17 protein-coding genes and 2 pseudogenes are annotated in these 24,759 nt (G+C 68.7%); 11 read left to right on the top strand and 8 right to left on the bottom strand.

Annotated features, from left to right (window positions below):
- The first annotated feature begins 32 nt into the window (after window positions 1-32).
- From OHS70_RS07920 to OHS70_RS07875, 10 genes and pseudogenes are all read left to right on the top strand, one after another.
- Window positions 33-965, top strand: coding sequence for a carbohydrate ABC transporter permease (locus OHS70_RS07920; RefSeq protein ID WP_328395091.1), 933 nt, complete (start codon window positions 33-35; stop codon window positions 963-965).
- A 15-nt stretch (window positions 966-980) separates the two neighbouring features.
- A complete protein-coding gene (locus tag OHS70_RS07915) occupies window positions 981-1,919 on the top strand; it encodes a carbohydrate ABC transporter permease (RefSeq protein ID WP_328395089.1) in 939 nt (312 codons plus the stop codon).
- A gap of 226 nt (window positions 1,920-2,145) precedes the next feature.
- Window positions 2,146-3,345: an ROK family transcriptional regulator gene (locus tag OHS70_RS07910; protein ID WP_328395087.1), complete on the top strand. Its 1,200-nt coding sequence runs from the start codon at window positions 2,146-2,148 to the stop codon at window positions 3,343-3,345.
- Between the two features lie 122 nt (window positions 3,346-3,467).
- A complete protein-coding gene (locus OHS70_RS07905) occupies window positions 3,468-4,580 on the top strand; it encodes a substrate-binding domain-containing protein (protein WP_328395085.1) in 1,113 nt (370 codons plus the stop codon).
- A 200-nt stretch (window positions 4,581-4,780) separates the two neighbouring features.
- Window positions 4,781-5,569, top strand: coding sequence for an ATP-binding cassette domain-containing protein (locus OHS70_RS07900; RefSeq protein WP_328395083.1), 789 nt, complete (start codon window positions 4,781-4,783; stop codon window positions 5,567-5,569).
- On the top strand, window positions 5,566-6,855 hold the full coding sequence (locus OHS70_RS07895; RefSeq protein ID WP_328395081.1) for a sugar ABC transporter permease: 1,290 nt from the start codon (window positions 5,566-5,568) through the stop codon (window positions 6,853-6,855). Before OHS70_RS07900 ends, OHS70_RS07895 begins: the two co-directional genes overlap by 4 nt.
- 174 nt (window positions 6,856-7,029) lie before the next feature.
- A complete protein-coding gene (dxs, locus tag OHS70_RS07890; protein ID WP_328395079.1) occupies window positions 7,030-8,943 on the top strand; it encodes a 1-deoxy-D-xylulose-5-phosphate synthase in 1,914 nt (637 codons plus the stop codon).
- 150 nt (window positions 8,944-9,093) lie between these two features.
- Window positions 9,094-10,605, top strand: a complete 1,512-nt coding sequence (locus OHS70_RS07885; protein ID WP_328395077.1) for an amino acid permease — start codon at window positions 9,094-9,096, stop codon at window positions 10,603-10,605.
- Window positions 10,606-10,731: 126 nt separating this feature from the next.
- Window positions 10,732-11,691, top strand: a pseudogene (locus OHS70_RS07880) (transposase); the annotation flags it as partial.
- Window positions 11,692-12,276: 585 nt separating this feature from the next.
- The gene (locus OHS70_RS07875; protein WP_328395075.1) at window positions 12,277-13,218 is read left to right on the top strand and encodes a diacylglycerol/lipid kinase family protein; all 942 of its coding nucleotides are present in this window, start codon (window positions 12,277-12,279) and stop codon (window positions 13,216-13,218) included.
- Window positions 13,219-13,464: 246 nt separating this feature from the next.
- Here OHS70_RS07875 and OHS70_RS07870 read toward each other — a convergent pair whose 3' ends face one another.
- The 8 genes and pseudogenes from OHS70_RS07870 to OHS70_RS07835 all read right to left on the bottom strand — a co-directional run bounded on the left by OHS70_RS07870 (window position 13,465) and on the right by OHS70_RS07835 (window position 23,342).
- Complete coding sequence (locus tag OHS70_RS07870; RefSeq protein ID WP_328395073.1) at window positions 13,465-14,142, bottom strand: HdeD family acid-resistance protein; 678 nt, start codon at window positions 14,140-14,142, stop codon at window positions 13,465-13,467.
- A 97-nt stretch (window positions 14,143-14,239) separates the two neighbouring features.
- A pseudogene (locus tag OHS70_RS07865) lies at window positions 14,240-14,653 on the bottom strand (AI-2E family transporter); the annotation flags it as partial.
- Window positions 14,654-15,072: 419 nt separating this feature from the next.
- Window positions 15,073-16,131, bottom strand: coding sequence for an LCP family protein (locus tag OHS70_RS07860; protein ID WP_328395071.1), 1,059 nt, complete (start codon window positions 16,129-16,131; stop codon window positions 15,073-15,075).
- A 524-nt stretch (window positions 16,132-16,655) separates the two neighbouring features.
- Complete coding sequence (locus OHS70_RS07855; RefSeq protein WP_328395069.1) at window positions 16,656-18,785, bottom strand: 3-hydroxyacyl-CoA dehydrogenase NAD-binding domain-containing protein; 2,130 nt, start codon at window positions 18,783-18,785, stop codon at window positions 16,656-16,658.
- Window positions 18,782-20,002 (bottom strand): thiolase family protein, encoded by a 1,221-nt coding sequence (locus OHS70_RS07850; protein WP_328395067.1) that lies wholly within the window; start codon window positions 20,000-20,002, stop codon window positions 18,782-18,784. The genes OHS70_RS07855 and OHS70_RS07850 overlap by 4 nt, the downstream gene beginning before the upstream one ends.
- Window positions 20,003-20,409: 407 nt before the next feature.
- Window positions 20,410-21,687 carry a ribonuclease D gene (locus OHS70_RS07845; protein ID WP_328395065.1) on the bottom strand — a complete coding sequence of 426 codons (1,278 nt, stop codon included), beginning with the start codon at window positions 21,685-21,687 and terminating at the stop codon, window positions 20,410-20,412.
- 78 nt (window positions 21,688-21,765) lie between these two features.
- Window positions 21,766-22,428 (bottom strand): helix-turn-helix transcriptional regulator, encoded by a 663-nt coding sequence (locus OHS70_RS07840; protein WP_328395063.1) that lies wholly within the window; start codon window positions 22,426-22,428, stop codon window positions 21,766-21,768.
- A 242-nt stretch (window positions 22,429-22,670) separates the two neighbouring features.
- Window positions 22,671-23,342, bottom strand: coding sequence for a DUF3000 domain-containing protein (locus tag OHS70_RS07835; protein ID WP_328395061.1), 672 nt, complete (start codon window positions 23,340-23,342; stop codon window positions 22,671-22,673).
- 113 nt (window positions 23,343-23,455) lie between these two features.
- Here OHS70_RS07835 and hemE point away from each other — a divergent pair, with 113 nt between their 5' ends.
- On the top strand, window positions 23,456-24,538 hold the full coding sequence (hemE, locus tag OHS70_RS07830; RefSeq protein ID WP_328405482.1) for a uroporphyrinogen decarboxylase: 1,083 nt from the start codon (window positions 23,456-23,458) through the stop codon (window positions 24,536-24,538).
- Window positions 24,539-24,759: the final 221 nt, after the last annotated feature.

The raw sequence follows: 24,759 nt of genomic DNA, 5'->3' as shown, positions 1-24,759 counted from the left end.
CCCGTTCTCGCACTGACCAGGGGCAGAGTTTCATGCACAAGGGCAAGAACCGGTTCGTGGCCGGCTTCCTGATCGGTCCGCTCGGCCTGTATCTGATCTTCATGATCTGGCCGTACGTCCAGACGTTCGGATACTCCTTCACCAACTGGCGTGGCCAGTCCTCGCAGATGGAGTTCGTCGGTCTCGACAACTACGCGGAGCTGTTCTCCGACAGCGTCTTCCTCCAGGCACTGTGGAACAACTTCCTGATCCTGGTGAGCCTGCCCCTGGCCACCATCCTGCTCGCCCTCTTCTTCGCCTTCATGGTGAACGTGGGCGGGCGGGGTGGTGCGGCCGGTATCCGGGGCGTACGGGGCTCCGGCCTCTACAAGGTCGTCTTCTTCCTCCCGCACGTCCTGTCGGTGGTCATCCTGGCCATCCTGTGGCGGGCGGTCTACCGCGGCGATGTCGCCGGCCTCATCAACGGCACGCTGATCAAGCTCGGCATCTCCGACGCCGAGCACCCCGTCGAGTGGCTCAATTCCCCGAACCTGGTCCTGTGGTGCGTCGCCTTCGTGCTCCTGTGGTGGGGCGTGGGCTTCTACCTCGTCCTGTTCTCGGCCGCCATGCAGTCGATCCCGAAGGAGATCTACGAGGCGGCGCTGCTCGACGGCGCCGGCCGCTCGCAGACCTTCTTCAAGGTGACGCTGCCCCTGCTGTGGGACACGGTGCAGACCGCCTGGGTCTATCTCGCGATCCTGGCCATGGACTGCTTCGCGCTCATCTCGGTGATGACACCGGGCAGCAGCTACGGCGGCGGGCCCGACCACAGCAGTGAGGTGATGGCCACCTACCTCATGCGCAACTTCCTGGCGTTCGGCAAGAGCGGCTACGCCTGCGCCATGGGCGTGGTGATCCTTCTCCTCACGCTGATCCTGTCCGTCGTCACGCTGCGGATCAGCCGCCGCGAGCGTATCGAGTACTGAGCGGGGAAGCACGAGATGTCCACAACACCCACCATCGACGGCGTGACCAAGGACGCCGTGCCGGTCCAGCGCGGCTCAGGCAAGGAGGTCCGCGGCGCACGCAGCCGTGACAGTGAGGGCAGGGTCCTCAATGTCTTCTCGCACGGCTTCCTCATCCTGTGGGCCGTGATGATCATCCTGCCGCTGATCTGGATTCTGCTCGGCTCCTTCAAGACCGACGCGGAGATCGGCGCCAGCTCCTGGTCCTGGCCCTCCAACTGGAACTTCGACGCCTTCTCGCGGGCCTGGACCAAGGGCCACATCGGCTCGTACTTCCTCAACACCGTCATCGTGCTGGTCTTCTCCGTGCCGCTGACGATGCTCCTGGGCGCTATGGGTGCCTATGTGCTGGCCCGCTACCAGTTCTGGGGCAACCGCCTCATCTACTACTTCTTCATCGCCGGCGCGATGTTCCCGGTGTACCTCGGACTCATCCCGCTGTACTTCCTCATCAAACAGCTCGGCATGCTCAACACGTACCAGGGACTGATCCTGGTCTACGTCGCCTACTCCATGCCGTTCACGGTCTTCTTCATGCACGCGTTCTTCCGGACGCTGCCGACCGCGATCCACGAGGCGGCGGTGATCGACGGCGCCTCGCACACCCGGATCTTCTTCCAGGTGATGCTGCCGATGGCCAAGCCCGGTCTGATCAGCGTCGGCATCTTCAACCTGCTCGGCCAGTGGAACCAGTACATCCTGCCGCTGGTGCTCATGCAGCAGCAGAGCGGCTTCGACCCCGACCGCTCGATGCTGACGCAGGGCCTGGTACTGCTCAGCCAGCAGCAGGGCTATGCGGGTGACCTGCCCGTGATCTTCGCGGGCATGACCATCGCGATCCTTCCCGTGGTCGTCGTCTATCTCACCTTCCAGCGACAGGTCCAATCGGGTCTCACCGCGGGAACGCTCAAGTAACGATCACAGGCGCCCCAGACGCCGCACAGCCCCCGCCGGGCCCCGTTCGACGCATGTCGGGCGGGGTCCGGCCGTTGTGGTCGGGATGCTCAAGGTCTTGACGTGACAGGCCCCCAAGAGTTGAGCTAAGAGTTCACAAGTTGGAGAAACGTCGGGGTTCCGTTGTGGTGACCCCGACCGGGGGCGGTCGTCGTGCCGCCCACCGGGGGCAGGAGTGGATGAGTCGATGGAGACTCCGGGGTCGCAGACATCTCTGCACCGGGCCAACCTCGAGCGGGTCGTGCGCGCCGTGCGCCTGGCCGGCTCGCTCACGCAGGCCGAGATCGCGAGAAGCACCGGCCTCTCCGCGGCGACGGTCTCCAACATCGTTCGTGAGCTGAAGGATGGCGGCACGGTCGAGGTGACGCCGACCTCGGCGGGCGGCCGGCGGGCCCGCAGCGTCTCGCTCAGCGGTGACGCGGGCATCGTGATAGGGGTCGACTTCGGCCACACCCATCTTCGCGTCGCGATCGGCAACCTCGCCCACCAGGTGCTTGCCGAGGAATCCGAGCCGCTGGACGTGGACGCCTCGTCCGCCGAGGGCTTCGACCGGGCTGAAGCGCTCGTCAACCGGCTGATCGAGGCCACCGGGATCGGCCTGGACAAGGTGATCGGTGTGGGGCTCGGCGTACCGGGCCCCATCGACGTGGAGTCGGGCACGCTCGGGTCCACCGCGATCCTGCCGGGGTGGACCGGCATCAATCCGAGCGAGGAGCTGTCGGGCCGCCTGGGAGTGCCCGTGTACGTCGACAACGACGCCAACCTCGGCGCACTCGGCGAGCTGGTGTGGGGCAGCGGGCGGGGGGTCAAGGATCTCGCCTACATCAAGGTCGCCAGCGGCGTCGGCGCCGGTCTTGTCATCGACGGGCAGATCTACCGGGGACCGGGCGGCACGGCCGGCGAGATCGGCCATATCACCCTCGACGAGTCGGGTCCGGTCTGCCGCTGCGGCAACCGTGGCTGCCTGGAGACCTTCGCGGCCGCCCGGTACGTACTGCCGCTGCTGGAGTCCAGTCACGGGACCGAGCTGACCATGGAGCGCGTGGTGCAGCTGGCCCGCGAGGGCGACTTCGGCTGCCGCCGTGTGGTGGCCGACGTGGGCCGCCACATCGGCTCCGGCGTGGCGAACCTGTGCAACCTGCTCAACCCCAGCCGAGTGGTACTCGGGGGTGATCTGGCGGAAGCTGGAGAGTTGGTACTGGGGCCGATCCGGGAGTCGGTCTCCCGTTACGCCATCCCCAGCGCGGCGCGGCAGCTCTCGGTGGCTCCCGGGGCGCTCGGCGGACGGGCCGAGGTGCTGGGCGCCCTCGCCCTGGTGCTCAGTGAAATGGGCGATTCGACCCTTCTGGACAGCTCCCCTCCGGCCAGCGCGCCCGCCTTCACTTAGATAACGAATGGCACCGTTGTCATCTCGTTAAGGATTTACTGCTTGACGCTGACGACGGGGCCGAGTTGACTTCGAGCCACCTCGGCCGCAGCGACGCGGCCTCGTCAGGGAGGTTTCTCATCGTGAACGCACATCTGCGTCGTGCCGCTGTTGCTGTCGCCGCCTCTGCGATGGCCGTATCGCTGGCCGCCTGTGGCAGCGCCAAGGAGTCGGGCGACAAGACCGACGAGACTGCCGCGAAGAAGGGCGACGACATCACGATCGGCCTGCTTCTCCCGGAGAACCAGACCGCTCGTTACGAGAAGTTCGACAAGCCGCTCATCGAGGAGAAGATCAGCGAGCTCACGAACGGCAAGGCGAAGCTCGTCTACGCCAACGCCAAGCAGGACGCCACGCTGCAGACGCAGCAGGTCGACACCATGATCACCAACAAGGTCGACGCCCTGATCGTGGACGCCGTGGACTCCAAGGCGATCGCCGGCGCCGTCAAGAAGGCGAAGGAGGCCGACATCCCGGTCGTGGCCTTCGACCGCCTCGCGGAGGGCCCGATCGACGCCTACACCTCCTTCGACAACGAAGAGGTCGGCCACGTTCAGGGCAAGGCCTTGGTCGAGGCCCTGGGCGACAAGGCCAAGGACGGCCAGATCGTGATGATGAACGGCGCGATCACCGACCCGAACGCCGCTCTGTTCAAGAAGGGCGCGAAGGCCGAGCTCGACGGCAAGGTGACGGTCGGCAAGGAGTACGACACCAAGGAGTGGAAGCCGGAGAACGCCAACGCCAACATGGAGGCGGCGATCTCGGCCCTCGGCAAGGACAAGATCGTCGGCGTCTACTCCGCCAACGACGGCATGGCGGGCGGCATCATCACCGCCCTGAAGGCGGCCGGCTTCGACAAGCTCCCGCCGGTCACCGGCCAGGACGCCGAGCTCGCGGGTGTGCAGCGCATCGTCGCCGGTGAGCAGTTCATGAGTGTTTACAAGCCGTACGCGCCGGAGGCCGCCGCCGCCGCCGAGATGGCCGTGGCGCTCGCCAAGGGCGAGTCGCTCGACTCCATCGCCAAGCAGAAGGTCTCGAGCCCGACCACCAAGGACGTCCCCTCGGTTCTCGTCCCGGTCGTCTCGCTGACCAAGGACAACATCAACGACACTGTCGTCAAGGACGGCGTCTACACGGTTGCCGAGATCTGCACCCCGAAGTTCAAGGCCGCCTGTGACCAGCTCGGCCTGAAGTAGGGCCGCTCGCCGAGGCATCCGGGTCCCCCGGGTGCCGAGGCTCTGTCAGGGACCTCAGGGTTCCGCAGAAACCTTCCGGTGCTCCGTCCCTCCCTCTGTCCCCGCTGAGGGGCGGGGCACCGGAAGGCAACACTTGTTAGCTGCTCAGCCTCCGCGCCTTCCCCCGGCGCGGCATCCCCGCCGGTCAGGCGGCGAAGGAGATGGTTCACGTGTCCGCTACGCCCGTGTTGGCGTTGCGCGGGGTCTCCAAGCGGTTCGGTGCCGTCCAGGCGCTCACCGACGTAGAGCTTGAGGTCCACGCCGGTGAGGTGGTCGCCCTGGTCGGCGACAACGGCGCCGGAAAGTCCACGCTGGTCAAGACGATCGCCGGCGTGCATCCCATCGATGAGGGCGTCATCGAGTGGGAGGGCAGGTCCGTAACGATCAGCAGGCCGCACGACGCCCAGAACCTGGGCATCGCGACCGTCTACCAGGACCTCGCGCTGTGCGACAACATCGACGTCGTAGGCAATCTCTACCTGGGCCGGGAGCTCCGCAGCCGCGGGGTCCTGAACGAGGTCGAGATGGAGCGCCGCGCCCTTGAACTGCTCAAGACTCTGTCGATCCGGATCCCCAGCGTCCGTATTCCGATCGCCTCGCTCTCCGGCGGTCAGCGTCAGACCGTGGCCATCGCGCGTTCGATGCTCGGCGAGCCCCAGCTCGTCATCCTGGACGAGCCCACCGCCGCCCTCGGCGTCGAGCAGACCGCACAGGTGCTCGACCTCGTGGAGCGGCTCCGTGAGCGTGGCCACGCCGTCATCCTCATCAGCCACAACATGGCCGATGTGAAGGCCGTGGCGGACAAGGTGGCGGTGCTGCGGCTCGGCCGGAACAACGGCGTCTTCGACGTCAAGTCCACCTCGCAGGAAGAGATCATCTCCGCCATCACCGGTGCCACGGACAACGCCGTGACCCGTCGTGCGGCGCGCACCTCGGAGGTTCAGAAGTGAGCACCGAAAAGACCTCCGCCCCCGTCGACGCACCGGTCGTCAACCCCGAGGCCGCTCATGACGCGGTCACCGCGGTGGACCCCCGGCTCCTGGTGCGCGAGCAGGGCCTGGCCGGTTACCTTTCCGAGTTCAAGCGGAAGCTGCACGCCGGTGACCTCGGCTCGATCCCGGTCGTCATCGGCCTCATCATCATCGCCGCCATCTTCCAGAGCCTGAATTCGCAGTTCCTCTCCGCGCAGAATCTCAGCAATATCGCGGTCACGATGGTCGCCACCGGCATGATGGCCGTCGGCATCATCTTCGTGCTGCTGCTCGGCGAGATCGACCTGTCGGTCGGTTCGGTCAGTGGTGTCTCCGGCGCGATCGTGGCGGTCCTGAGCGTCACCCACGGGATGAACGAGTGGCTGGCGGTGCTGGTCGCCCTGGTGAGCGGCGCGGCCATCGGAGCCGTACACGGCTTCTTCTTCGCCAAGATCGGCGCTCCTGCGTTCGCCGTCACCCTGGCCGGTCTGCTGTTCTGGCTGGGCTTCATGCTCCAGCTCCTCGGTGAGAACGGCACCATCAACCTGGACAGCGAGGGCGTGGTCGGCCAGCTGACCACGTACTACTTCACGGACGTGGCGGCCGCCTACGGCCTCGCCGCGGTCGCCGTGGCCGGCTTCTTCCTCTCCTCCTACTTCGACAACCGCCGCCGTGCGGCCGCCGGCATCCCGTCCCGGCCGCTGTCCGACATCGTGCTGCGCACGGTCGTGCTCGGTGTGATCGCCTTCGCCGCGGCGGCCATGTTCAACCAGTACAAGGGTCTGCCGCTCGCCCTGGTGCTGTTCCTGGCGGTTCTGGTGATCACGGACTTCGTGCTCCGCCGCACTGCCTACGGCCGCAAGATCTTCGCGCTCGGCGGCAGTGTCGAGGCATCGCGCCGTGCCGGTATCAACGTCGCGGCGATCCGTATCTCCGTCTTCGCCCTGGCAGGGTTCTTCGCGGCGGCCGGCGGCCTGTTCTGGGCCTCCAAGATCGCGGCGGCCAACCAGAGCGCCGGCGCCGGTGACCTCCTCATGAACGTCATCGCCGCGGCCGTCATCGGCGGCACCAGCCTCTTCGGTGGCCGGGGCCGCACCTGGAACGCCCTGCTCGGCGTCATGGTGATCGTCTCGATCCAGTACGGCCTGGCGCTGGAGGGCATCGCGACCCCGATCCAGTACATGATCACCGGTGGTGTTCTGCTGGCGACGGTCGTGATCGACTCGGTCACCCGCAAGACGCAGAAGACCGCAGGTCGCGCCTGACACGACCGCTCAGTGCCCGGCACCGCATGTGCGGTGCCGGGCACTGCCGCGTTCCGTGCCACAGGCGTGACACAGAACGTGCCGCCCGATGACCAAGATCGTGACCGGAACATTAGACTCGGGCAATCGGCAAGCTCGATCAACTCGAATGCAGCTCGAAGCAAGGAGGCACGGGTGGCACTGCTTTCCCGTATGGAGGGACCGCGCGACCTGGACCGGCTCGGCCCGGAGCAGTTGGAGCAGCTGGCCGCAGAAATCCGCGCCTTCCTGGTGGACGCCGTCTCCAAGACCGGCGGCCACCTCGGCCCCAACCTCGGCGTGGTCGAGCTCACCATCGCCCTGCATCGTGTCTTCGACTCCCCGAAGGACAAGGTCCTGTGGGACACCGGCCACCAGAGCTATGTGCACAAGCTGCTCACAGGCCGTCAGGACTTCTCCAGGCTCAAGATGAAGGGCGGCCTCTCCGGCTACCCCTCGCAGGCCGAGTCCGAGCACGACATCATCGAGAACTCCCACGCCTCCACCGTGCTGGGCTGGGCCGACGGCCTCGCCAAGGCCAACGAGGTGCTGAAGAAGGACGACCATGTCGTCGCCGTCATCGGTGACGGTGCCCTCACCGGCGGTATGGCCTGGGAGGCGCTGAACAACATCGCGGCCGCCAAGGACCGCCCGCTGGTCATCGTCGTCAACGACAACGAGCGCTCCTACGCCCCGACGATCGGCGGCCTCGCCAACCACCTGGCCACCCTGCGCACCACCGACGGCTACGAGCGGTTCCTGGCCCGCGGCAAGGACATCCTGGAGCGCACCCCGGTCGTCGGGAGGCCGCTCTACGAGACCCTGCACGGCGCCAAGAAGGGTCTCAAGGACTTCATCGCCCCGCAGGGCATGTTCGAGGACCTCGGCCTGAAGTACGTCGGCCCCATCGACGGTCACGACATCGCCGCCCTCGAGTCCGCCCTCGCCCGCGCCAAGCGCTTCGGCGGGCCCGTGATCGTGCACTGCCTCACCGAGAAGGGCCGCGGCTACCAGCCCGCCCTCCAGGACGAGGCGGACCGCTTCCACGCCGTCGGCAAGATCCACCCGGACACCGGTCTGCCGATCGCGAGCTCCGGCCTCGACTGGACCTCGGTCTTCGGCGAGGAGATGGTCAAGCTCGGCCGGGAGCGCGAGGACATCGTCGCCATCACGGCCGCGATGCTCCAGCCGGTCGGCCTCGACAAGTTCGCCAAGGCCTTCCCCGACCGGGTGTACGACGTCGGCATCGCCGAGCAGCACGGCGCGGTCTCGGCCGCGGGCCTGGCGACCGGCGGTCTGCACCCCGTCTTCGCCGTGTACGCCACCTTCCTCAACCGCGCCTTCGACCAGGTCCTCATGGACGTGGCGCTGCACAAGTGCGGTGTCACGTTCGTCCTCGACCGGGCCGGTGTCACCGGTACCGACGGCGCCTCGCACAACGGCATGTGGGACATGTCGATCCTTCAGGTCGTCCCGGGCCTGCGCATCGCCGCCCCGCGCGACGCCGACCAGGTGCGCGCCCAGCTGCGCGAGGCCGTGGAGATCGACGACGCGCCGACCGTGGTGCGCTTCTCCAAGGGTGCGGTCGGCCCGGCCGTCAAGGCCGTGGGCAAGGCCGGCGGCATGGACGTCCTGCGCCGTCCGGACACGGACCGGCCGGACGTGCTGCTCGTCTCCGTCGGTGCCCTGGCCCCCATGTGCCTGGAGATCGCCGATCTGCTGGATGCCCAGGGCATCTCGGCGACCGTGGTCGACCCGCGCTGGGTCAAGCCGGTCGACGAGGCGCTCGCGCCGCTCGCCGAGCAGCACCGTGTGATCGTCACCGTCGAGGACAACAGCCGGGTCGGCGGTGTCGGCTCGGCGATCGCCCAGGCACTGCGCGACGCGGGCATCGACCTGCCGCTGCGCGACTTCGGCATTCCACCGCGCTTCCTGGACCACGCCTCGCGCAAGGAGGTCATGGCGGAGATCGGGCTGACCGCCCCGGACATCGCGCGCCAGGTCACCGGCCTGGTGGCCAGGATCGACGGGCGTCTCGAGAGCGAGGCCGTGGAGCCCGCCCGGGACTGACCTGCCCCATCCGGCGTACACATTGGGCCGGTCGGAGCACCCCTCGGGGTTTCCGACCGGCCCTTTCGTGTGAAACGCATCGGGAGGGCGCGCGAGGTCCGGCACCCCTCTCGATCATGGGTCTACGGCCATGGCTACGGAGGTACGCCGGTGAGCACAGACCAAAAGCCCCCCCAGAGCACCGGGGTGTTCCGCACCAAGACTGTGGAGCAGTCCATCCGCGACACGGAGGAGCCCGAGCACGCGCTGAGGAAGTCCCTGTCCGCATGGGATCTGACGGTCTTCGGCGTCGGCGTCATCATCGGTACCGGCATCTTCGTGCTCACCGGCATCGCGGCGCGGAACAACGCCGGACCCGCCACCGCCCTCTCCTTCGTGGCCGCGGGCATCGTCTGTGCCCTCGCGGCGCTCTGCTACGCCGAGTTCGCGTCCACGGTGCCGGTGGCCGGCTCGGCGTACACCTTCTCCTACGCCTCGATCGGGGAACTGCCCGCCTGGATCATCGGCTGGGACCTGGTCCTCGAATTCGCTCTCGGCACCGCCGTGGTGGCGGTCGGCTGGTCCGGGTACGTGCGCCACCTCATGAGCACCAACCTGGGCTGGGACATGCCCGTCGCGCTGTCCGGGCCCGACGAGGGAGGACACTTCGACCTGCTGGCATTCCTGCTCGTCCTGGTGCTGACGGCCATCCTGGTCGTCGGAACGAAGCTCTCGGCCCGGATCACCGCGATCGTGGTCGCCATCAAGGTCACCGTCGTGCTGATGGTCATCATCGCGGGCCTGTTCTTCATCAAGGCCGACAACTACTCCCCGTTCATTCCCCCGGCCGTGCCGCAGCCCGTCGGCAGTGGCCTCCACGCGCCGCTGGTCCAGGTGCTCTTCGGATTCGAGCCCACCAACTTCGGCGTCATGGGCATCTTCACCGCGGCCTCTCTCGTCTTCTTCGCCTTCATCGGCTTCGACGTCGTGGCCACCGCCGCCGAAGAGACCCGGAACCCTCAGCGGGACATGCCGCGCGGCATCCTCGGCTCGCTGCTCATCTGCACGGTGCTCTACGTGGCCGTGACGCTGGTGGTCACCGGTATGCAGTACTACAAGGAGATGTCGGCGACCGCCCCGCTCGCCGAAGCCTTCAAGTCCGTGGACCAGCCCTTCTTCGCGGGTGCCATCAGCCTCGGCGCGGCCGTCGGCCTCATCACCGTCTCCATGATCCTTCTGCTCGGCCAGACCCGGGTGTTCTTCGCGATGAGCCGTGACGGACTGCTGCCGCGCTTCTTCTCCATCACCCACCCGAAGTTCCGCACCCCCTACCGGGCGACCGTTGTGCTCGGCGTGGTGATCGCCATCATCGCGGGCTTCACCAGCCTCGAGAAGCTCGCGGAACTGGTGAACATCGGAACGCTCTTCGCCTTCGTCGTCGTGGCGCTCGGCGTCATCGTCCTCCGCCGCACCCGCCCCGACCTGCACCGCGCCTTCCGTACCCCCTGGGTGCCGGTGGTCCCGATCCTGTCGATCGCGGCGTCGCTCTGGCTCATGCTCAACCTGCCGACCGAGACCTGGCTCCGGTTCGGTGTCTGGATGCTGATCGGCGTCGTCGTGTACTTCCTCTACGGGCGCTCCCACAGCCGACTGGGCAAGGTGGGCAAGGACGCCATTTTCTAAGCTTGGCGTTTAACCTCGCAGGTCACCCGACCTGCTGATCTGCGGTTCTTTCCGGGACAGCGGAGGCGGCCGTTCTCCACGCTTCGAGATGTCGAGTCACGAAGTATGAGAGAACGGCCGCTGTGTATGAGTCTGTCTGTCGATGCGTCCGCAGGCGAGGCGTTGGACGTGTTGTCCCGCTTTCGGGTCGAGTTCTACGAGAGTCTCTACGCCCGCGCGGATGCGCTCTTCGAGCTCACGGAGGCGGTGTTGTGTGCGGACGGGCCGGTGAAGACCTTGGTCGAGCTGTCGTTGGCGGCCGAGCACCGGCGCGGGCACGGCGCGCTGTACGCCGCCCTGGACCGGGGCTGGGTTGAACAGGCGCGGTTGCGCCGCGCTCTGGCCGGCCTGCCGCTGCCGAGGGCGGCCGACGGGCGGATCGTGCTCGCTGTGGATGTGTCGCACTGGCTGCGGCCCGATGCACCGACCAGCGACGAGCGGTTGTTCTGCCACGTCTACGGACGCGGTGACCGCAGCTCGGACCAGTTCGTGCCCGGCTGGCCGTATTCCTTCGTCGCCGCCCTGGAGTCCGGCCGCACCTCCTGGGTCGCGTTGCTGGACGCGGTCCGCTTGGGCCCGGCCGACGATGCGACCATCGTCACCGCCACCCAACTCCGCGCTATCGTCCGGCGGTTGACGAGGGCCGGCCACTGGAGGCCGGGCGATCCGGACATCCTGATCGTCATGGACTCCGGCTACGATGTCGCCTACCTGACCCACGCTCTCGCCGACCTGCCCGTCGTGCTGGTCGGACGCCTGCGCTCGGACCGCGTCATGCTCCGCGACGCTGGTCCCGCCCGCTCCGGGCCGAAGGGTGGGCGGCCCCGCAGGCACGGCGGCGTCCTCACGTTCAAGAAGCCCGAGACCTGGCACGAGCCCGAAGTCACGACGGCCACGGACACCACCCGCTACGGCAAGGCCGAGGCGACAGCCTGGGACCGGATGCACCCCAGGCTCACCCACCGCGGCCCCTGGCTGGAGCACACGAACGAGGAACTACCCATCCTGCACGGCACGTTGACGCGGTTGAAGGTCGAGCACCTTCCGCGTCCGCTGTCATCACGCGCTCTCCGTGGCCGCGAGCGCGACTGCCTGGACTTCCAATCTACGGGCGAAACAGTGCTCGGGCTCGTTCGTTCGCGTTCATTCACCCGGCACCGACCGGGTCCCAGAAGCTACTGACCCGCAGCTGGAGCTCTGCCCGCCGACCACGCCCCGGCTCGTTCACGCAGCCGAGGGTGAGCCAGAGGGATGCGGGGTGGGCTGGAGGAGTTTCCGCCGGAGGCGTCGGCAAGCTTTCTGGAGCGAGGAGTTCTCGGCGCTGCCGGCATCGCAGAGAGATCGCCCGAAGCGGCCCAGGGCGACGGAACCGACCCTGCAACTCTCCGTTGACCACCTCCCGCCAGGCAATACGGGGCTGGGCGGAGTGAAGATGGAGGGGAACCGATCCACCCCTCTACCTGGAGGGTGAGGCGGCATGACATCCCCCTCCGAAACCCCAGCAGGCACCGGCACCATGCCCCCGCACGGCACCGCACCACAGGACCCTTGCTCGGCGGAAGCCTGGCTACCTTGGCGAACATGGGCTGGCAATTCCTTCTCACCGCCTGAACACCGAGAGTGGATGCGGTGATGGCCGGCGCTCGGACGCGTGCCCGGGTGGTGATCGTGATGAATCCACGCTCGGGCGGCGGCAAGACGGCTCGTTACGGCCTGGTACAGCGGGCCGAGGGCATGGGAGCCCAGGTCTGGACGACCAGCACGGAGAAGGACGCGGCGTCGCTCGCGAGGAACGCCGTGGTGGAGGGGGCGCAGGTGCTGGGGGTCGCGGGCGGTGACGGCACCGTGTCGGCGGTTGCCGCGGTGGCCGCCGATGCGGGCCGGTCGCTGGTCGTGGTCCCGGCGGGCACCCGCAACCACTTCGCCCGGGACCTGGGCCTTGATCTGAGCGATCCGGGGCGGGCACTGGACGCCCTGGTCGACGGTGAGCCCGCGCAGGTGGACCTGGGGGTGCTCGGCTCGCGTGTCTTCGTCAACAACGTCTCTTTCGGTGTGTACGCCGATGCCCTGCTGGAGCCCGGGTACCGGGAGGACAAGCCTCGCGCGTTTGCCGCAGTGGCACCCGACTATGCCAAGGGCAAGCAGTGGGTCGAGGCCCGCGTGGACACACCATGGGGGACCGTCGAGTTCCCGCAGGTTGTGCTGATTTCCAATAACCCTTACCACCTGGCCACACCGCGTTGGCTGGGGCGTCGCTTCTCCCTCAGCACGGGACAGCTGGGCGTCATCGTTCTCAAGCGCCGGGCGCAGGCTCCCCCGGATCTCCTGCGGCATCTGCGCGGCGAACTGCGACAGCACAAGCGCGGTGCCGGGTCTGCGGGGGATGGGGCCGTCATCTGGTCTGCTCCCGGCATCACGCTGCACGGTGAGGTGCGGCATCTTGACGCGGGCGTCGACGGCGAAGCGGTGCGGCTTCCTCTGCCCGTCGTGTGCGGTATCCGGCCGGGTGCCCTGCGTTTGCTGCTGCCGAAGGACCGGCCGGGGATGCCGCCGGAGCGCGCGATGCGCCACTGAGGGGACGTCCCTGAGTGCCAGACTCCCGTATCCCTTGCTCACCGGAGTCGGCCGAGCGTGACGTCCGCGCTGCACTCCGCTCGCCCCATCCGCCTGCGCGGAGCATCTGCTGGACATCCCGCTTCATGAAAGCGTGGGGCTGACGGGACCCTGACCGTGTGGTGCAGGCGCTGACCGAGGTGCCTGCCCGCTGCATGGAGTGCCGCTTCGCCGCTCGTCCGTGGCTGGCCGGTCCGGTCCCGGTGATCAGTGCTGGGGGTGCGGGCGGTGGAACAGGGGCCGCCGCTGTGTGGCAGTGCCACCCGGAGCGAGGCGACCGACTTCGACGCGCATTCTGATGGCCTGGAACACCTCGACCACCCCGAGGACCACGGCCATGACGCCCACCGCCAGGGTGAGTGCGGCGATCGAGGTGAACGGCGAGACGATCAGCACGATGCCCGCCAGAGTGCTGATGATCCCGTAGAACAGCTGCCAGCCGCGTGCCGGCGTGTCCTTGGCGGAGGCCGCTGCAGCCGTCACCATGATGCCGCGCAGCAGCCAGCTGAAGCCGATCCACAGAGCGAGCAGAAAGATCGACTGCAGGGTGCCCCGGAAGCAGATCAGCCCCAGCAGGACGGAGAGCCCACCCGTGAGGAAGTGCAGCACCCGAAGATGCCGGGCGACGTGCGTGCCGAAGGCGGCGGCCAGCTGGAAGACGCCGGTAGCCAGCAGGTAGATGCCGAAGAGTACGCCGATGACCCGCAGCGTCTCCTCCGGCCAGGCGAAGACCACGACGCCCAGGGCGATCGTGGCCAGGCCCGTGGTGAGCAGGATCTGCCAGCCCATGTTCGCCAAGGCGCCCAGGCCTTCGGTCAAGGGGGCGTCTTGTGGCTCGGTGCCGCGCGGAGGGCCGGTGCCCGAGGAATCGGAGGGATAAGTCATGCCGCTGCCTCCTCCTGGAAAAGCACGGTCGGCAAGTACACCTCCATCGTCACCCACCCGGCCCTGTTTCACCTGGGGGCGGCCTTGGCAAGCCCGGTCAGGAACGGCCGCGGTGGCGCAGTAGACCATGCAGCCGCGCGAGCAGCGACGGACCGTCCTTGCGCGGGTAACGCCGGCCGTCCTGTGCCTGCAGATCATCCGCGACGTCGTACCGCTTCACGTACGCACCGAGAAACGTCTGCATCGTGGCCACCACCGGAATGGCGATCAGCGTGCCGGCCACACCGAGCAGTGCGGTGCCCGCGATCACGGAGCCGAAGGCCACCGCCGGATGGATGTCCACGGTTTTGGACGTGAGTTTCGGCTGGATCAGGTTCTCGAACTGCTGGTAGACCACGACGAAGATCAGCACCCACACCGCGTACCAGGGGTCGACGGCGAACGCGGCCAGGATGGGCACGGCCCCGGCCAGATAGGTGCCGATGACCGGGATGAACTGCGACAGCACTCCCTGAGGACCACGGCGAGACACACCGGAAGAGCGGCCAGATCCCGATGTCCTCGGCGAACAGTCCCAAAGCCTCTTCGACGGTGAACAACTCCTCGCCGGGATCAGGCTGTGCGCCGCTTCGATCCCGCAGTGGCTCGATCTCCAGGGCGAGGTCTCCGATATTGAACTGGCACCGGGACTGCTGCGACACGAGCTGCCGGGCTCCGCGACGATCTCCTCGTAGCGGATCTGGCTGACCGACCCAACCTTGCTGGGCATGGCGATCACCACCCCTGCATGCCGGGGGCGGCCGATGCCGACGGTGACACCGGCATGCGAAGTGGCGCCAGTCTGGACCCGCGGATTCACGGTAAACAAGCCCTACCACACGGTAGTTGACGAAGGATCAGGAGATTCCTTCTGAGCCGTTGGCGCAGGCGTCACGGTCCGCCGGTCGCCGGGGATTCCTTTGCGGCGGCCGGAATGTCCGCGTCGTCGCGGACCGCCTGCCACAGCCGGCCGGCCTGCGGCTCGGCAGCCACGACACGGTTCGGGTCCGCCTTGTCGTACCTGACCGGCAGCATGATGGTCTCCATCGAAGCGGGGGCGACGCCCTGCATGCTGCGCGCGAACTCCGCGAGCTTGGTGAGCGAGTCCAGGCCGGAGTCGGTGGTCAAGGACTTGGTGAGCGAGTCCGCGATCGTGAACGACTTGGCGGGACTGCCCAGCAGGTCCTGCGATTTCACCTCGTTGAGCAGCGCCAGCATGAACTGCTGCTGCAGACCGATCCGGCCGAGGTCGCTGCCGTCGCCGATCCCGTGCCGCGTCCGGACGAAGGCCAGCGACTGGGCGCCGTTGAGCTTGTGGGCCCCGGCCGTGAGGTCGAGACCGGATTCCTTGTCCTGGATCGGCTGGTCCACCTCGACGGTCACGCCGCCGATCGCGTCGACCAGGTCCTTGAAGCCGGAGAAGTCGATCTCCATGTAGTGATCGATCCGGACCCCGGACATCTTCTCCACGGTCTTGATCACACAAGCCGGACCGGCGCTGGTGTAGACGGAGTTGAACATCACCCGCTCGGCGGAGGGGAGTGTGGAGCCGTTCTTCCCGGTGCACTCGGGCCGAGTCACCAGAGTGTCGCGCGGAATGCTGACGGCCACGGCCTTCTGGCGGCCCTCGGGTACGTGGACGACCAGGGCGGTGTCGGAACGCGCGGTGCCGCCCGCGTTGCCGCCGGCAAGGTCCTTGTTGTTCCCCGAGCGCGCGTCGGAGCCGAGCACGAGGATGTCCTTGGCTCCGGTGGCGAGCTTCTCGGGACGCTCGCCGTTGACGGCGTCGTCGATGTCGAACGACTCGATGTTGTCGTCGAGGCTGCTGCAGAGCCAGTAGCCGGTCCCAGCCGAGGCAAGGACGAGTACGAGCAGCGTTCCGAGAATGATCCGCAGAACGGGCCGCTTCGCGGAGCCGGTCCGCTCTCTGCGGCCGCCTTCGTCAGCCATGGTCCAACCTTCGTGCTGAGCCCGGTCGGGCAGGTGTCATCGCGTCGCCGTGAACCGCCATGGGTGTGGGGGCTGCTGCCACGCGGACGAACGGACGGGCCCGGTGGCACGGCCTTGTCCGGGCGTGCCTGTACCGAGCAGGGGAGCGACCGAGTGATCGTACGGGAACGTACTGTGACTCTCCAGCGATCAAGAGGTGAATGCAAAGCTACTTGATCCAACCTGCGAACGTCAGGAGAGGCGGTCCGTGAACACGGCGCGAGGCAGGCGAGATCGCAGCGGCCCTCTGGAACGAAGGCGAGCACGTCGTCGAGGTCCTCGAAGGGGACCGGGCCGGCCGAGAGTCCGAGCGGTCGTCCTCTGCGTGACGGGCGCCTTGCCGTACAGCTGCAGGACAGTTGCTTCAGCCGGTGCCGCGGACCGCGGCCGGCGGATCCGGTCGGCCCGCCGGGACGAAGGGGCGCGAAAGAGCACGGGCCGTACGGGAACTCCTCCCGTACGGCCCGTGCTTCGTGCTGTCGGCGTTACGCCGGGACGCTCGCGACGCCCTGAGCCAGGAACGGCTTGCCGTTCACGCGCTCCGAGACACCCTCACGGTCCAGGTACGGCGTGATGCCGCCCAGGTGGAAGGGCCAGCCGGCGCCCGTGATCAGGCAGAGGTCGATGTCCTGGGCCTCGGCCACGACACCCTCCTGGAGCATCAGACCGATCTCCTGCGCGACCGCGTCCAGGACGCGGGCGCGGACCTGCTCCTCCGTCAGGACGACATCGCCCTGCTTGAGGAGGGCGGCGACCTCCGGGTCCAGCTCGGGCTTGCCCGAGTCGTAGACGTAGAAGCCGCGCTTGCCGGCCTTGACGACCGCGGCCAGGTTCTCGGAGACCGTGAAGCGCTCCGGGAAGGAGCGGTTGAGGGTCTCGGAGACATGCAGACCGATGGCCGGGCCGACGAGCTCGAGCAGCACCAGCGGCGACATCGGCAGACCGAGCGGCTCGATGGCCTTCTCGGCGGTGGCCACCGGGGTGCCCTCGTCGATGACGTTCTGGATCTCGCCCATGAAGCGGGTCAGGATGCGGTTCACGACGAACGCCGGGGCGTCCTTGGTGAGGACCGCGGTCTTCTTCAGCTTCTTCGCGACACCGAAGGCGGTGGCGAGGGAGGCGTCGTCCGTCTTCTCACCGCGGACGATCTCCAGCAGCGGCAGGATCGCGACGGGGTTGAAGAAGTGGAAGCCGACCACGCGCTCCGGGTGCTGGAGCTTGGAGGCCATCTCGGTCACCGACAGCGAAGAGGTGTTGGTGGCGAGGATCGCGTGCGCCGGGGCGACGGCCTCGACCTCCGCGAACACCTTCTGCTTGACGGACATCTCCTCGAACACGGCCTCGATGATGAAGTCCGCGTCCGCGAAGCCCTCGGCCTTGTCGAGCACACCGGAGACCAGGGCCTTGAGGCGGTTGGCCTTGTCCTGGTTGATCCGGCCCTTGCCCAGCAGCTTCTCGATCTCGGCGTGGACGTAGCCCACACCCTTGTCGACGCGCTCCTGGTCGATGTCGGTCAGCACGACCGGCACCTCGAGGCGGCGCAGGAAGAGCAGGGCCAGCTGAGAGGCCATCAGACCGGCGCCGACGACGCCGACCTTGGTGACCGGGCGGGCCAGCGACTTGTCCGGGGCACCCGCGGGGCGCTTGCCGCGCTTCTGCACCAGGTTGAAGGCGTAGATGCCGGAGCGCAGTTCGCCGCCCATGATCAGGTCGGCGAGCGCCACGTCCTCGGCGTCGAAGCCCTTCTGCAGGTCTCCGTCCTTGGACGCCTCGATGATGTCGAGGGCGCGGTACGCGGCCGGGGCTGCGCCGTGCACCTTGGAGTCGGCGATGAACCGGCCGCGGGCCACGGCCTGGTCCCAGGCCTCACCACGGTCGATCTCGGCGCGCTCGACAGCGGTCTCGCCCTTGAGGACGGACGCCGTCCAGATCAGCGACTGCTCAAGGAAGTCCGCACCCTCGAAGATCGCGTCGGCGATCCCGAGGTCGAAGACCTGCCGGCCCTTGAGCTGCTTGTTCTGGTTGAGCGAGTTCTCGATGATCACCGAGACCGCGCGGTCCGCGCCGATCAGGTTCGGCAGGATCGTGCAGCCGCCCCAGCCCGGGACGAGACCCAGGAAGACCTCGGGCAGCGAGAAGGCCGGCAGGGCCTTCGAGACGGTCCGGTAGGTGCAGTGCAGACCGACCTCGACACCGCCGCCCATGGCCGCGCCGTTGTAGTACGCGAAGGTCGGGACGGCGAGGGACGCGAGGCGCTTGAAGACCTCGTGGCCGCCCTTGCCGATGGCCAGCGCGTCGGAGTGCTGCTTGAGCAGCTCCACGCCCTTGAGGTCGGCGCCGACCGCGAAGATGAACGGCTTTCCGGTGACACCGGCGCCGACGATCGCACCCTCGGCGGCCTCCTTCTCGACCTGGTCGATGGCGGCGTTCAGGTTCGCCAGCGACTGGGGGCCGAAGGTGGTCGGCTTGGTGTGGTCGAAGCCGTTGTCCAGGGTGATGAGGGCGAACGTGCCCGCGCCGCCGGGAAGGTCGAGGTGGCGCACGTGCGCCTGCGTGACGACCTCGTCCGGGAACAGCTCGGCCGCGCCCTTCAGGAGCTCAGCGGTGGTGCTCACTTGTTGCCTCCGTCGAAGTGCGGGTTCTCCCAGATCACGGTGGCGCCCATGCCGAAGCCGACGCACATCGTGGTGAGGCCGTAGCGGACCTCCGGCTGCTCCTCGAACTGGCGGGCCAGCTGCGTCATCAGACGCACACCCGAGGAGGCCAGCGGGTGGCCGTAGGCGATGGCGCCGCCGTACTGGTTGACGCGCGGGTCGTCGTCGGCGATGCCGTAGTGGTCGAGGAAGGCCAGCACCTGCACGGCGAAGGCCTCGTTGATCTCGAAGAGGTTGATGTCCTCGATCGTGAGGCCCGCCTGGGCGAGAGCCTTCTCGGTCGAGGGGATCGGGCCGTAGCCCATGACCTCGGGCTCGACGCCGGCGAAGGCGTACGAGACCAGGCGCATCTTGACCGGGAGGTTGTTCTCCCGGGCGAAGTCCTCGGAGGCGATGATCGACGCGGTGGCACCGTCGTTGAGACCGGCGGCGTTGCCCGCGGTGACGCGGCCGTGCACACGGAACGGCGTCTTCAGACCCGCGAGGGACTCCAGCGTGGTGCCCGGGCGCATCGGCTCGTCGGCGGTGACCAGGCCCCAGCCGGTCTCCCCGGCCTCGGGGTTGGTACGGCGGACGGAGACCGGCACCAGGTCCTGCTGGATCTTGCCGTCGGCGTACGCCTTGGCGGCCTTCTCCTGCGAGCGCACGGCGTACTCGTCGGTGCGCTGCTTGGTGATCTGCGGGTAACGGTCGTGCAGGTTCTCGGCGGTCATACCCATGAAGAGGGCGGACTCGTCGACGAGCTTCTCCGACACGAAGCGCGGGTTCGGGTCGACACCCTCACCCATGGGGTGACGGCCCATGTGCTCGACACCACCGGCGATCACGGCGTCGTACGCACCGAAGGCGATCGAACCGGCGACCGAGGTGACGGCGGTCAGGGCACCGGCGCACATGCGGTCGATGGAGTAGCCGGGAACGGACTGCGGCAGACCGGCGAGGATGCCCGCGGTGCGGCCGAGGGTCAGACCCTGGTCACCGATCTGGGTGGTCGCGGCGATGGCGACCTCGTCGATCTTGGCGGGGTCGAGACCCGGGTTGCGGCGCAGCAGCTCCCGGATCGCCTTCACGACGAGGTCGTCGGCGCGGGTCTCGTGGTAGATGCCCTTCGGGCCCGCCTTGCCGAACGGGGTGCGGACGCCGTCGACGAAGACGACGTCCCTGACGGTACGAGGCACGATGGCTCTCCTCCAGGGTGCGGGGTGGCACTGCTGCGTTGCACGCGGCTAAGCGCGCGCTTGCTGCCCTCATGCTACTTGTGGGTAACCAGGTTGCCCACCCCTCGTGGCGGGAGCGGCGAACGTCACACGGACGGGTGCGGGGAGACGGCCCGCCGCAGCGGGCCCGCCCCCCGGCCAGGCCGTGTCCGGCACATGGCGCCGTCCGCCCGCAGGGCGGGGTGCGCGGCGTCCGGTGCGTGCAGTCGCAGGGCGGTGGGGGTACCGCCCTGCCGGAGGCCGGGGGAGGTCATCCTCGTACTGGACGCACTTGGATGACTCCGACAACGCAATGGGTACCCCCAGGCGAAGCTCCGGGGGAGTGCGTGCCGGGCGTCGCGCGCCAGGCGGGACGTGTCACACACGGCTCAGGCCGGCTGCGCCGTCAGCGCGGTCGCCAGCAGAGGTGCCACCAGCCCGATCTGCCAGGGGCGGGCTCCGAGACCGGACAGCGTGTCCGACACCGCAGCGACCGAGGACTCCGCCGGCGGCTCCCAGCACACCCGGCGGACCGTGTCCGGAGTGATCAGGTTCTCCTGCGGCAGGTTCAGCTCCTCCGCGAGCGCCGAGACGGCTGCCCGCGCCGCCGACAGCCGTGCCGCGGCCGCCGGATCCTTGTCGGCCCAGGCGCGCGGCGGCGGCGGGCCGTTCAGCGGCTGGCCGGGCTGCGGCAGCTCCGACTCGGGCAGTTCCCTCGCCCGGTCGACCGCCGACTGCCACTGCTCCAGAGCGCGCCGGCCCATCCGGTGCCCGAATCCGGGCAGTGCGGTCAGTGCATGCACGTTCACAGGCACGGCGAGCGCGGCCTCCACGATCGCGGCGTCGCCGAGCACCTTGCCGGGTGACACGTCACGCCGCTGTGCGATCTTGTCGCGCGCTGTCCACAGCTCCCGTACGACGGCCATCTGACGGCGTCGGCGCACCTTGTGCATCCCGGACGTGCGGCGCCACGGGTCCTTGCGCGGGGGAGCGGGCGGGGCCGAGACGATCGCGTCGAACTCCTGGTGGGCCCATTCGAGCTTGCCCTGCCGGTCCAGCTCCTTCTCCAGCGCGTCCCGCAGATCGACCAGCAGTTCCACGTCGAGCGCGGCGTAGCGCAGCCAGGGCTCCGGCAGCGGGCGGGTGGACCAGTCGACCGCCGAGTGGCCCTTCTCCAGGGCGTAGCCGAGCACGCCCTCGACCATCGCGCCGAGTCCGACCCGGGGGAACCCCGCGAGCCGGCCCGCCAGCTCGGTGTCGAACAGGCTGGTGGGAAGCATGCCTATTTCACGCAGGCACGGCAGGTCCTGGGTGGCCGCGTGCAGGATCCACTCCGTACCGGCCAGCGCCTCGCCGAGCCCGGACAGGTCGGGACAGCCGACCGGGTCGATCAGCGCCGTACCCGCGCCCTCGCGGCGCAGCTGTACGAGGTAGGCCCGCTGGCCGTACCGGTAACCGGAGGCGCGCTCGGCGTCGACGGCGACGGGGCCGGTGCCCGCCGCGAAGGCGGCGATCACCTCGGCGAGGGCAAGGTCGTCCGCGACCACCGGCGGAATGCCTTCACGGGGCTCCAGCAAAGGGATCGGCGCCGGTTCGACGTCGTCCAGGGGAGCGCCCCCGGTGGTTCGCAGTGCTGTCTCTGCTGCGGTCTCTTGGGCGTCGGTCACGTGTCAAGGGTATCTGTGAACGGAACGCGCCCGTCGACGGAACGTTCCGTCGACGGGCGCGGAAGATCGGTACGGCGGTCAGTGGATGATGCCGGTGCGCAGTGCCACGGCGACCATTCCGGCGCGGTCGCCCGTGCCGAGTTTGCGTGCGATGCGGGCGAGGTGGCTCTTGACGGTCAGTGCGGACAGGCCCATCGAGACTCCGATCGCCTTGTTGGACTGGCCTTCGGCGACCAGGCGCAGCACCTCGACCTCCCGTCCGGACAGCTCGCGGTAGCCGCCCGGGTGGCTCGGGGCACCCGGGGGGCGGCGGTGCATACGCCCGGCCGCGGCGCCGAGGGGGGAGGCGCCGGGACGGGTGGGGTGTCCGATGTTGGTGCGAGTGCCGGTGACCACATAGCCCTTGACCCCGCCCGCGAGCGCGTTGCGCACGGCGCCGATGTCGTCGGCGGCGGAGAGCGCGAGGCCGTTGGGCCAGCCCGCGGCGCGGGTCTCGGACAGCAGGGTCAGCCCGGAACCGTCGGGCAGGTGGACGTCGGCAACGCAGATGTCACGCGGGTTGCCGACGCGGGGACGAGCCTCCGCGATGGACGACGCCTCGATCACGTCGCGGACCCCGAGTGCCCACAGGTGGCGGGTGACGGTGGAACGGACGCGCGGGTCGGCCACGACGACCATGGCCGTCGGCTTGTTCGGGCGGTAGGCGACCAGGCTTGCGGGCTGCTCGAGTAGAACGGACACCAGGCCTCCTGGAAAGGTGCGGGACGGAGCCGGCTCGGGGATGAAGCCGGGGCGAACCGTGCAGTTAGGTCATTGACCTCTTCGGCAGCAAACCTGCCCGCCTTTAGAGAATGATCACGATTTGGTGAGTAATAATCGGGGCAATTCGGACAGGCGATCGATCATCCTACGAGCGAACCGTTCATGTGCACGGCGTCCGGTCAGTGTCCCGGGGATCGAGCGGTGGCTCGTGCCGGATCAGCTCATGCCTGCTGCGGCCCGCGCCGCTGCGGAAGGGTCACCACACCCGTCGCCGTGTCCGCCGGACCGGCCGGCGACGGGGGCAGCCCGGCGACCTGACACAGCAGGTCGCACCAGGCGGCGAGGTGTGCGGCGGCGTCCGGGACACCCCCCTGGCCCTCCCGCGGAGTCCACGACGCGCGGATCTCGATCTGCGTCGCCGGACGGCGGTCCGAGAGTCCACCGAAGTAGTGAGAACCCGCACGGGTGACAGTTCCGCTCGGCTCCCCGTACGTCAGCCCGCGCGCCTCCAGCGCCCCCGTCAGCCACGACCAGCAGACCTCCGGAAGCAGCGGATCCGCCGCCATCTCCGGCTCCAGGTCGGCGCGCACCAGCGTCACCAGACGGAAGGTCCCCTGCCATGCCTCGTGCCCGGCCGGTTCGTGCAAGAGCACCAGGCGGCCGTCGGCCAGGTCCTCGTCGCCGTCGACGACCGCCGCCTCCAGGGCGTACGCGTGCGGGGCCAGCCGCTGAGGGGGCCGCGTCGGGTCCGCCTCGATCTCCGGCCGCAGCCGGGCCGCCCGCAGCGCGTCGACCGCCTGCAGGAACGCGCGTGGGACGGCGTTCCGCTCCGCGTTGTCCGAGGTGTCAGCACCGTTGGAATGATCGGAAGAATGTCCCTGAGCCGCAGCCATGCGGGGAAGAGTAGGCGGAACGGGAGCTTCGCGCAGGGAGGGACACCCGGGCCGGGGCAGCCACTTCTCGCGTACGTGCGAAGATTCTGGGCGTGAGCGCCAACGACCTTCCCCTGACCCGAGGCTCCGCCCGATCCGGGGACACCCCATCCCCGGGCCGGCAGACGAAGACCCACGACTCAGCGTTCCTCAAGGCATGCAGGCGTGAGCCCGTGCCGCACACGCCGGTCTGGTTCATGCGGCAGGCGGGGCGCTCACTGCCCGAGTACCTGAAGGTGCGTGAGGGCACCGCGATGCTCGAGTCGTGCATGCGGCCGGAGCTCGTCACCGAGATCACGCTGCAGCCGGTACGGCGCCACAAGGTCGACGCGGCGATCTACTTCAGCGACATCGTGGTGCCGCTGAAGGCCATCGGCGTCGACCTCGACATCAAGCCGGGCGTCGGCCCGGTCGTCGCGGAGCCCATCCGCACGCGGGCCGACCTGGCACGGCTGCGCGATCTGACGCCGGAGGACGTGCACTACGTCACCGAGGCGATCGGGATGCTCACCGAGGAGCTCGGGTCCACCCCGCTGATCGGGTTCGCGGGTGCGCCGTTCACTCTCGCGAGCTACCTCGTGGAGGGCGGGCCCTCGCGCAACCACGAGCACACCAAGGCGCTGATGTACGGCGACCCGCAGCTGTGGTCCGACCTGCTGGACCGGCTCGCGGAGATCACCTCGGCGTTCCTCAAGGTCCAGATCGAGGCGGGCGCTTCCGCCGTCCAGCTCTTCGACTCCTGGGTCGGCGCGCTCGCCCCCGCGGACTACCGCCGCTCGGTGATGCCCGCCTCGGCGAAGGTCTTCGACACGGTCGCCGCGTACGGCGTCCCGCGCATCCACTTCGGCGTCGGCACCGGCGAACTGCTCGGCCTGATGGGCGAGGCGGGGGCGGACGTGGTCGGCGTCGACTGGCGCGTCCCGCTGGACGAGGCGGCCCGCCGGGTGGGCCCGGGCAAGGCACTTCAGGGCAACCTCGACCCGGCGGTGCTGTTCTCCTCGGCGGAGGCGATCGAGACGAAGACCCGTGAGGTACTGGACGCGGCGAAGGACCTCGAGGGGCATGTGTTCAACCTGGGGCACGGGGTGCTGCCGACGACGGATCCGGACGCGTTGACGCGGCTGGTGGAGTACGTCCACGAGTCGACGACGCGGTAGGTCCCGGCGGGGGGCCTGTTCCCCACCCCGCCCCTTCCCGAACTGGGGCTCCGCCCCAGACCCCGCGCCTCAAACGCCGGCGAGGCTGATTGCCGCCGGCAAATCCAGCCTGTCCGGCGTTTGAGGACACTCCCCCTACGCCCTGCGGGCGTGGGAGGTACCCCCACCTCAGGCTGTGCGGGGGTCTGGGGGCTTGCCCCCAGTTACGGGACGGGGGTACC

Source organism: Streptomyces sp. NBC_00390 (assembly GCF_036057275.1).
Classification (GTDB): Bacteria; Actinomycetota; Actinomycetes; order Streptomycetales; family Streptomycetaceae; genus Streptomyces.
Note: the sequence above shows the minus strand (reverse complement) of the source record. Positions and strands in the feature narration are given on the sequence as shown.

Bases quoted from the DNA above. Each gene is read 5' to 3' on its own strand.
- OHS70_RS07920 (WP_328395091.1), top strand. From the start codon at position 33: ATGCACAAGGGCAAGAACCGGTTCGTGGCCGGCTTCCTGATCGGTCCG.
- OHS70_RS07915 (WP_328395089.1), top strand. From the start codon at position 981: ATGTCCACAACACCCACCATCGACGGCGTGACCAAGGACGCCGTGCCG.
- OHS70_RS07910 (WP_328395087.1), top strand. From the start codon at position 2,146: ATGGAGACTCCGGGGTCGCAGACATCTCTGCACCGGGCCAACCTCGAG.
- OHS70_RS07900 (WP_328395083.1), top strand. From the start codon at position 4,781: ATGGTTCACGTGTCCGCTACGCCCGTGTTGGCGTTGCGCGGGGTCTCC.
- OHS70_RS07875 (WP_328395075.1), top strand. From the start codon at position 12,277: ATGGCCGGCGCTCGGACGCGTGCCCGGGTGGTGATCGTGATGAATCCA.
- OHS70_RS07870 (WP_328395073.1), bottom strand. From the start codon at position 14,142: ATGACTTATCCCTCCGATTCCTCGGGCACCGGCCCTCCGCGCGGCACC.
- OHS70_RS07860 (WP_328395071.1), bottom strand. From the start codon at position 16,131: ATGGCTGACGAAGGCGGCCGCAGAGAGCGGACCGGCTCCGCGAAGCGG.
- OHS70_RS07835 (WP_328395061.1), bottom strand. From the start codon at position 23,342: ATGGCTGCGGCTCAGGGACATTCTTCCGATCATTCCAACGGTGCTGAC.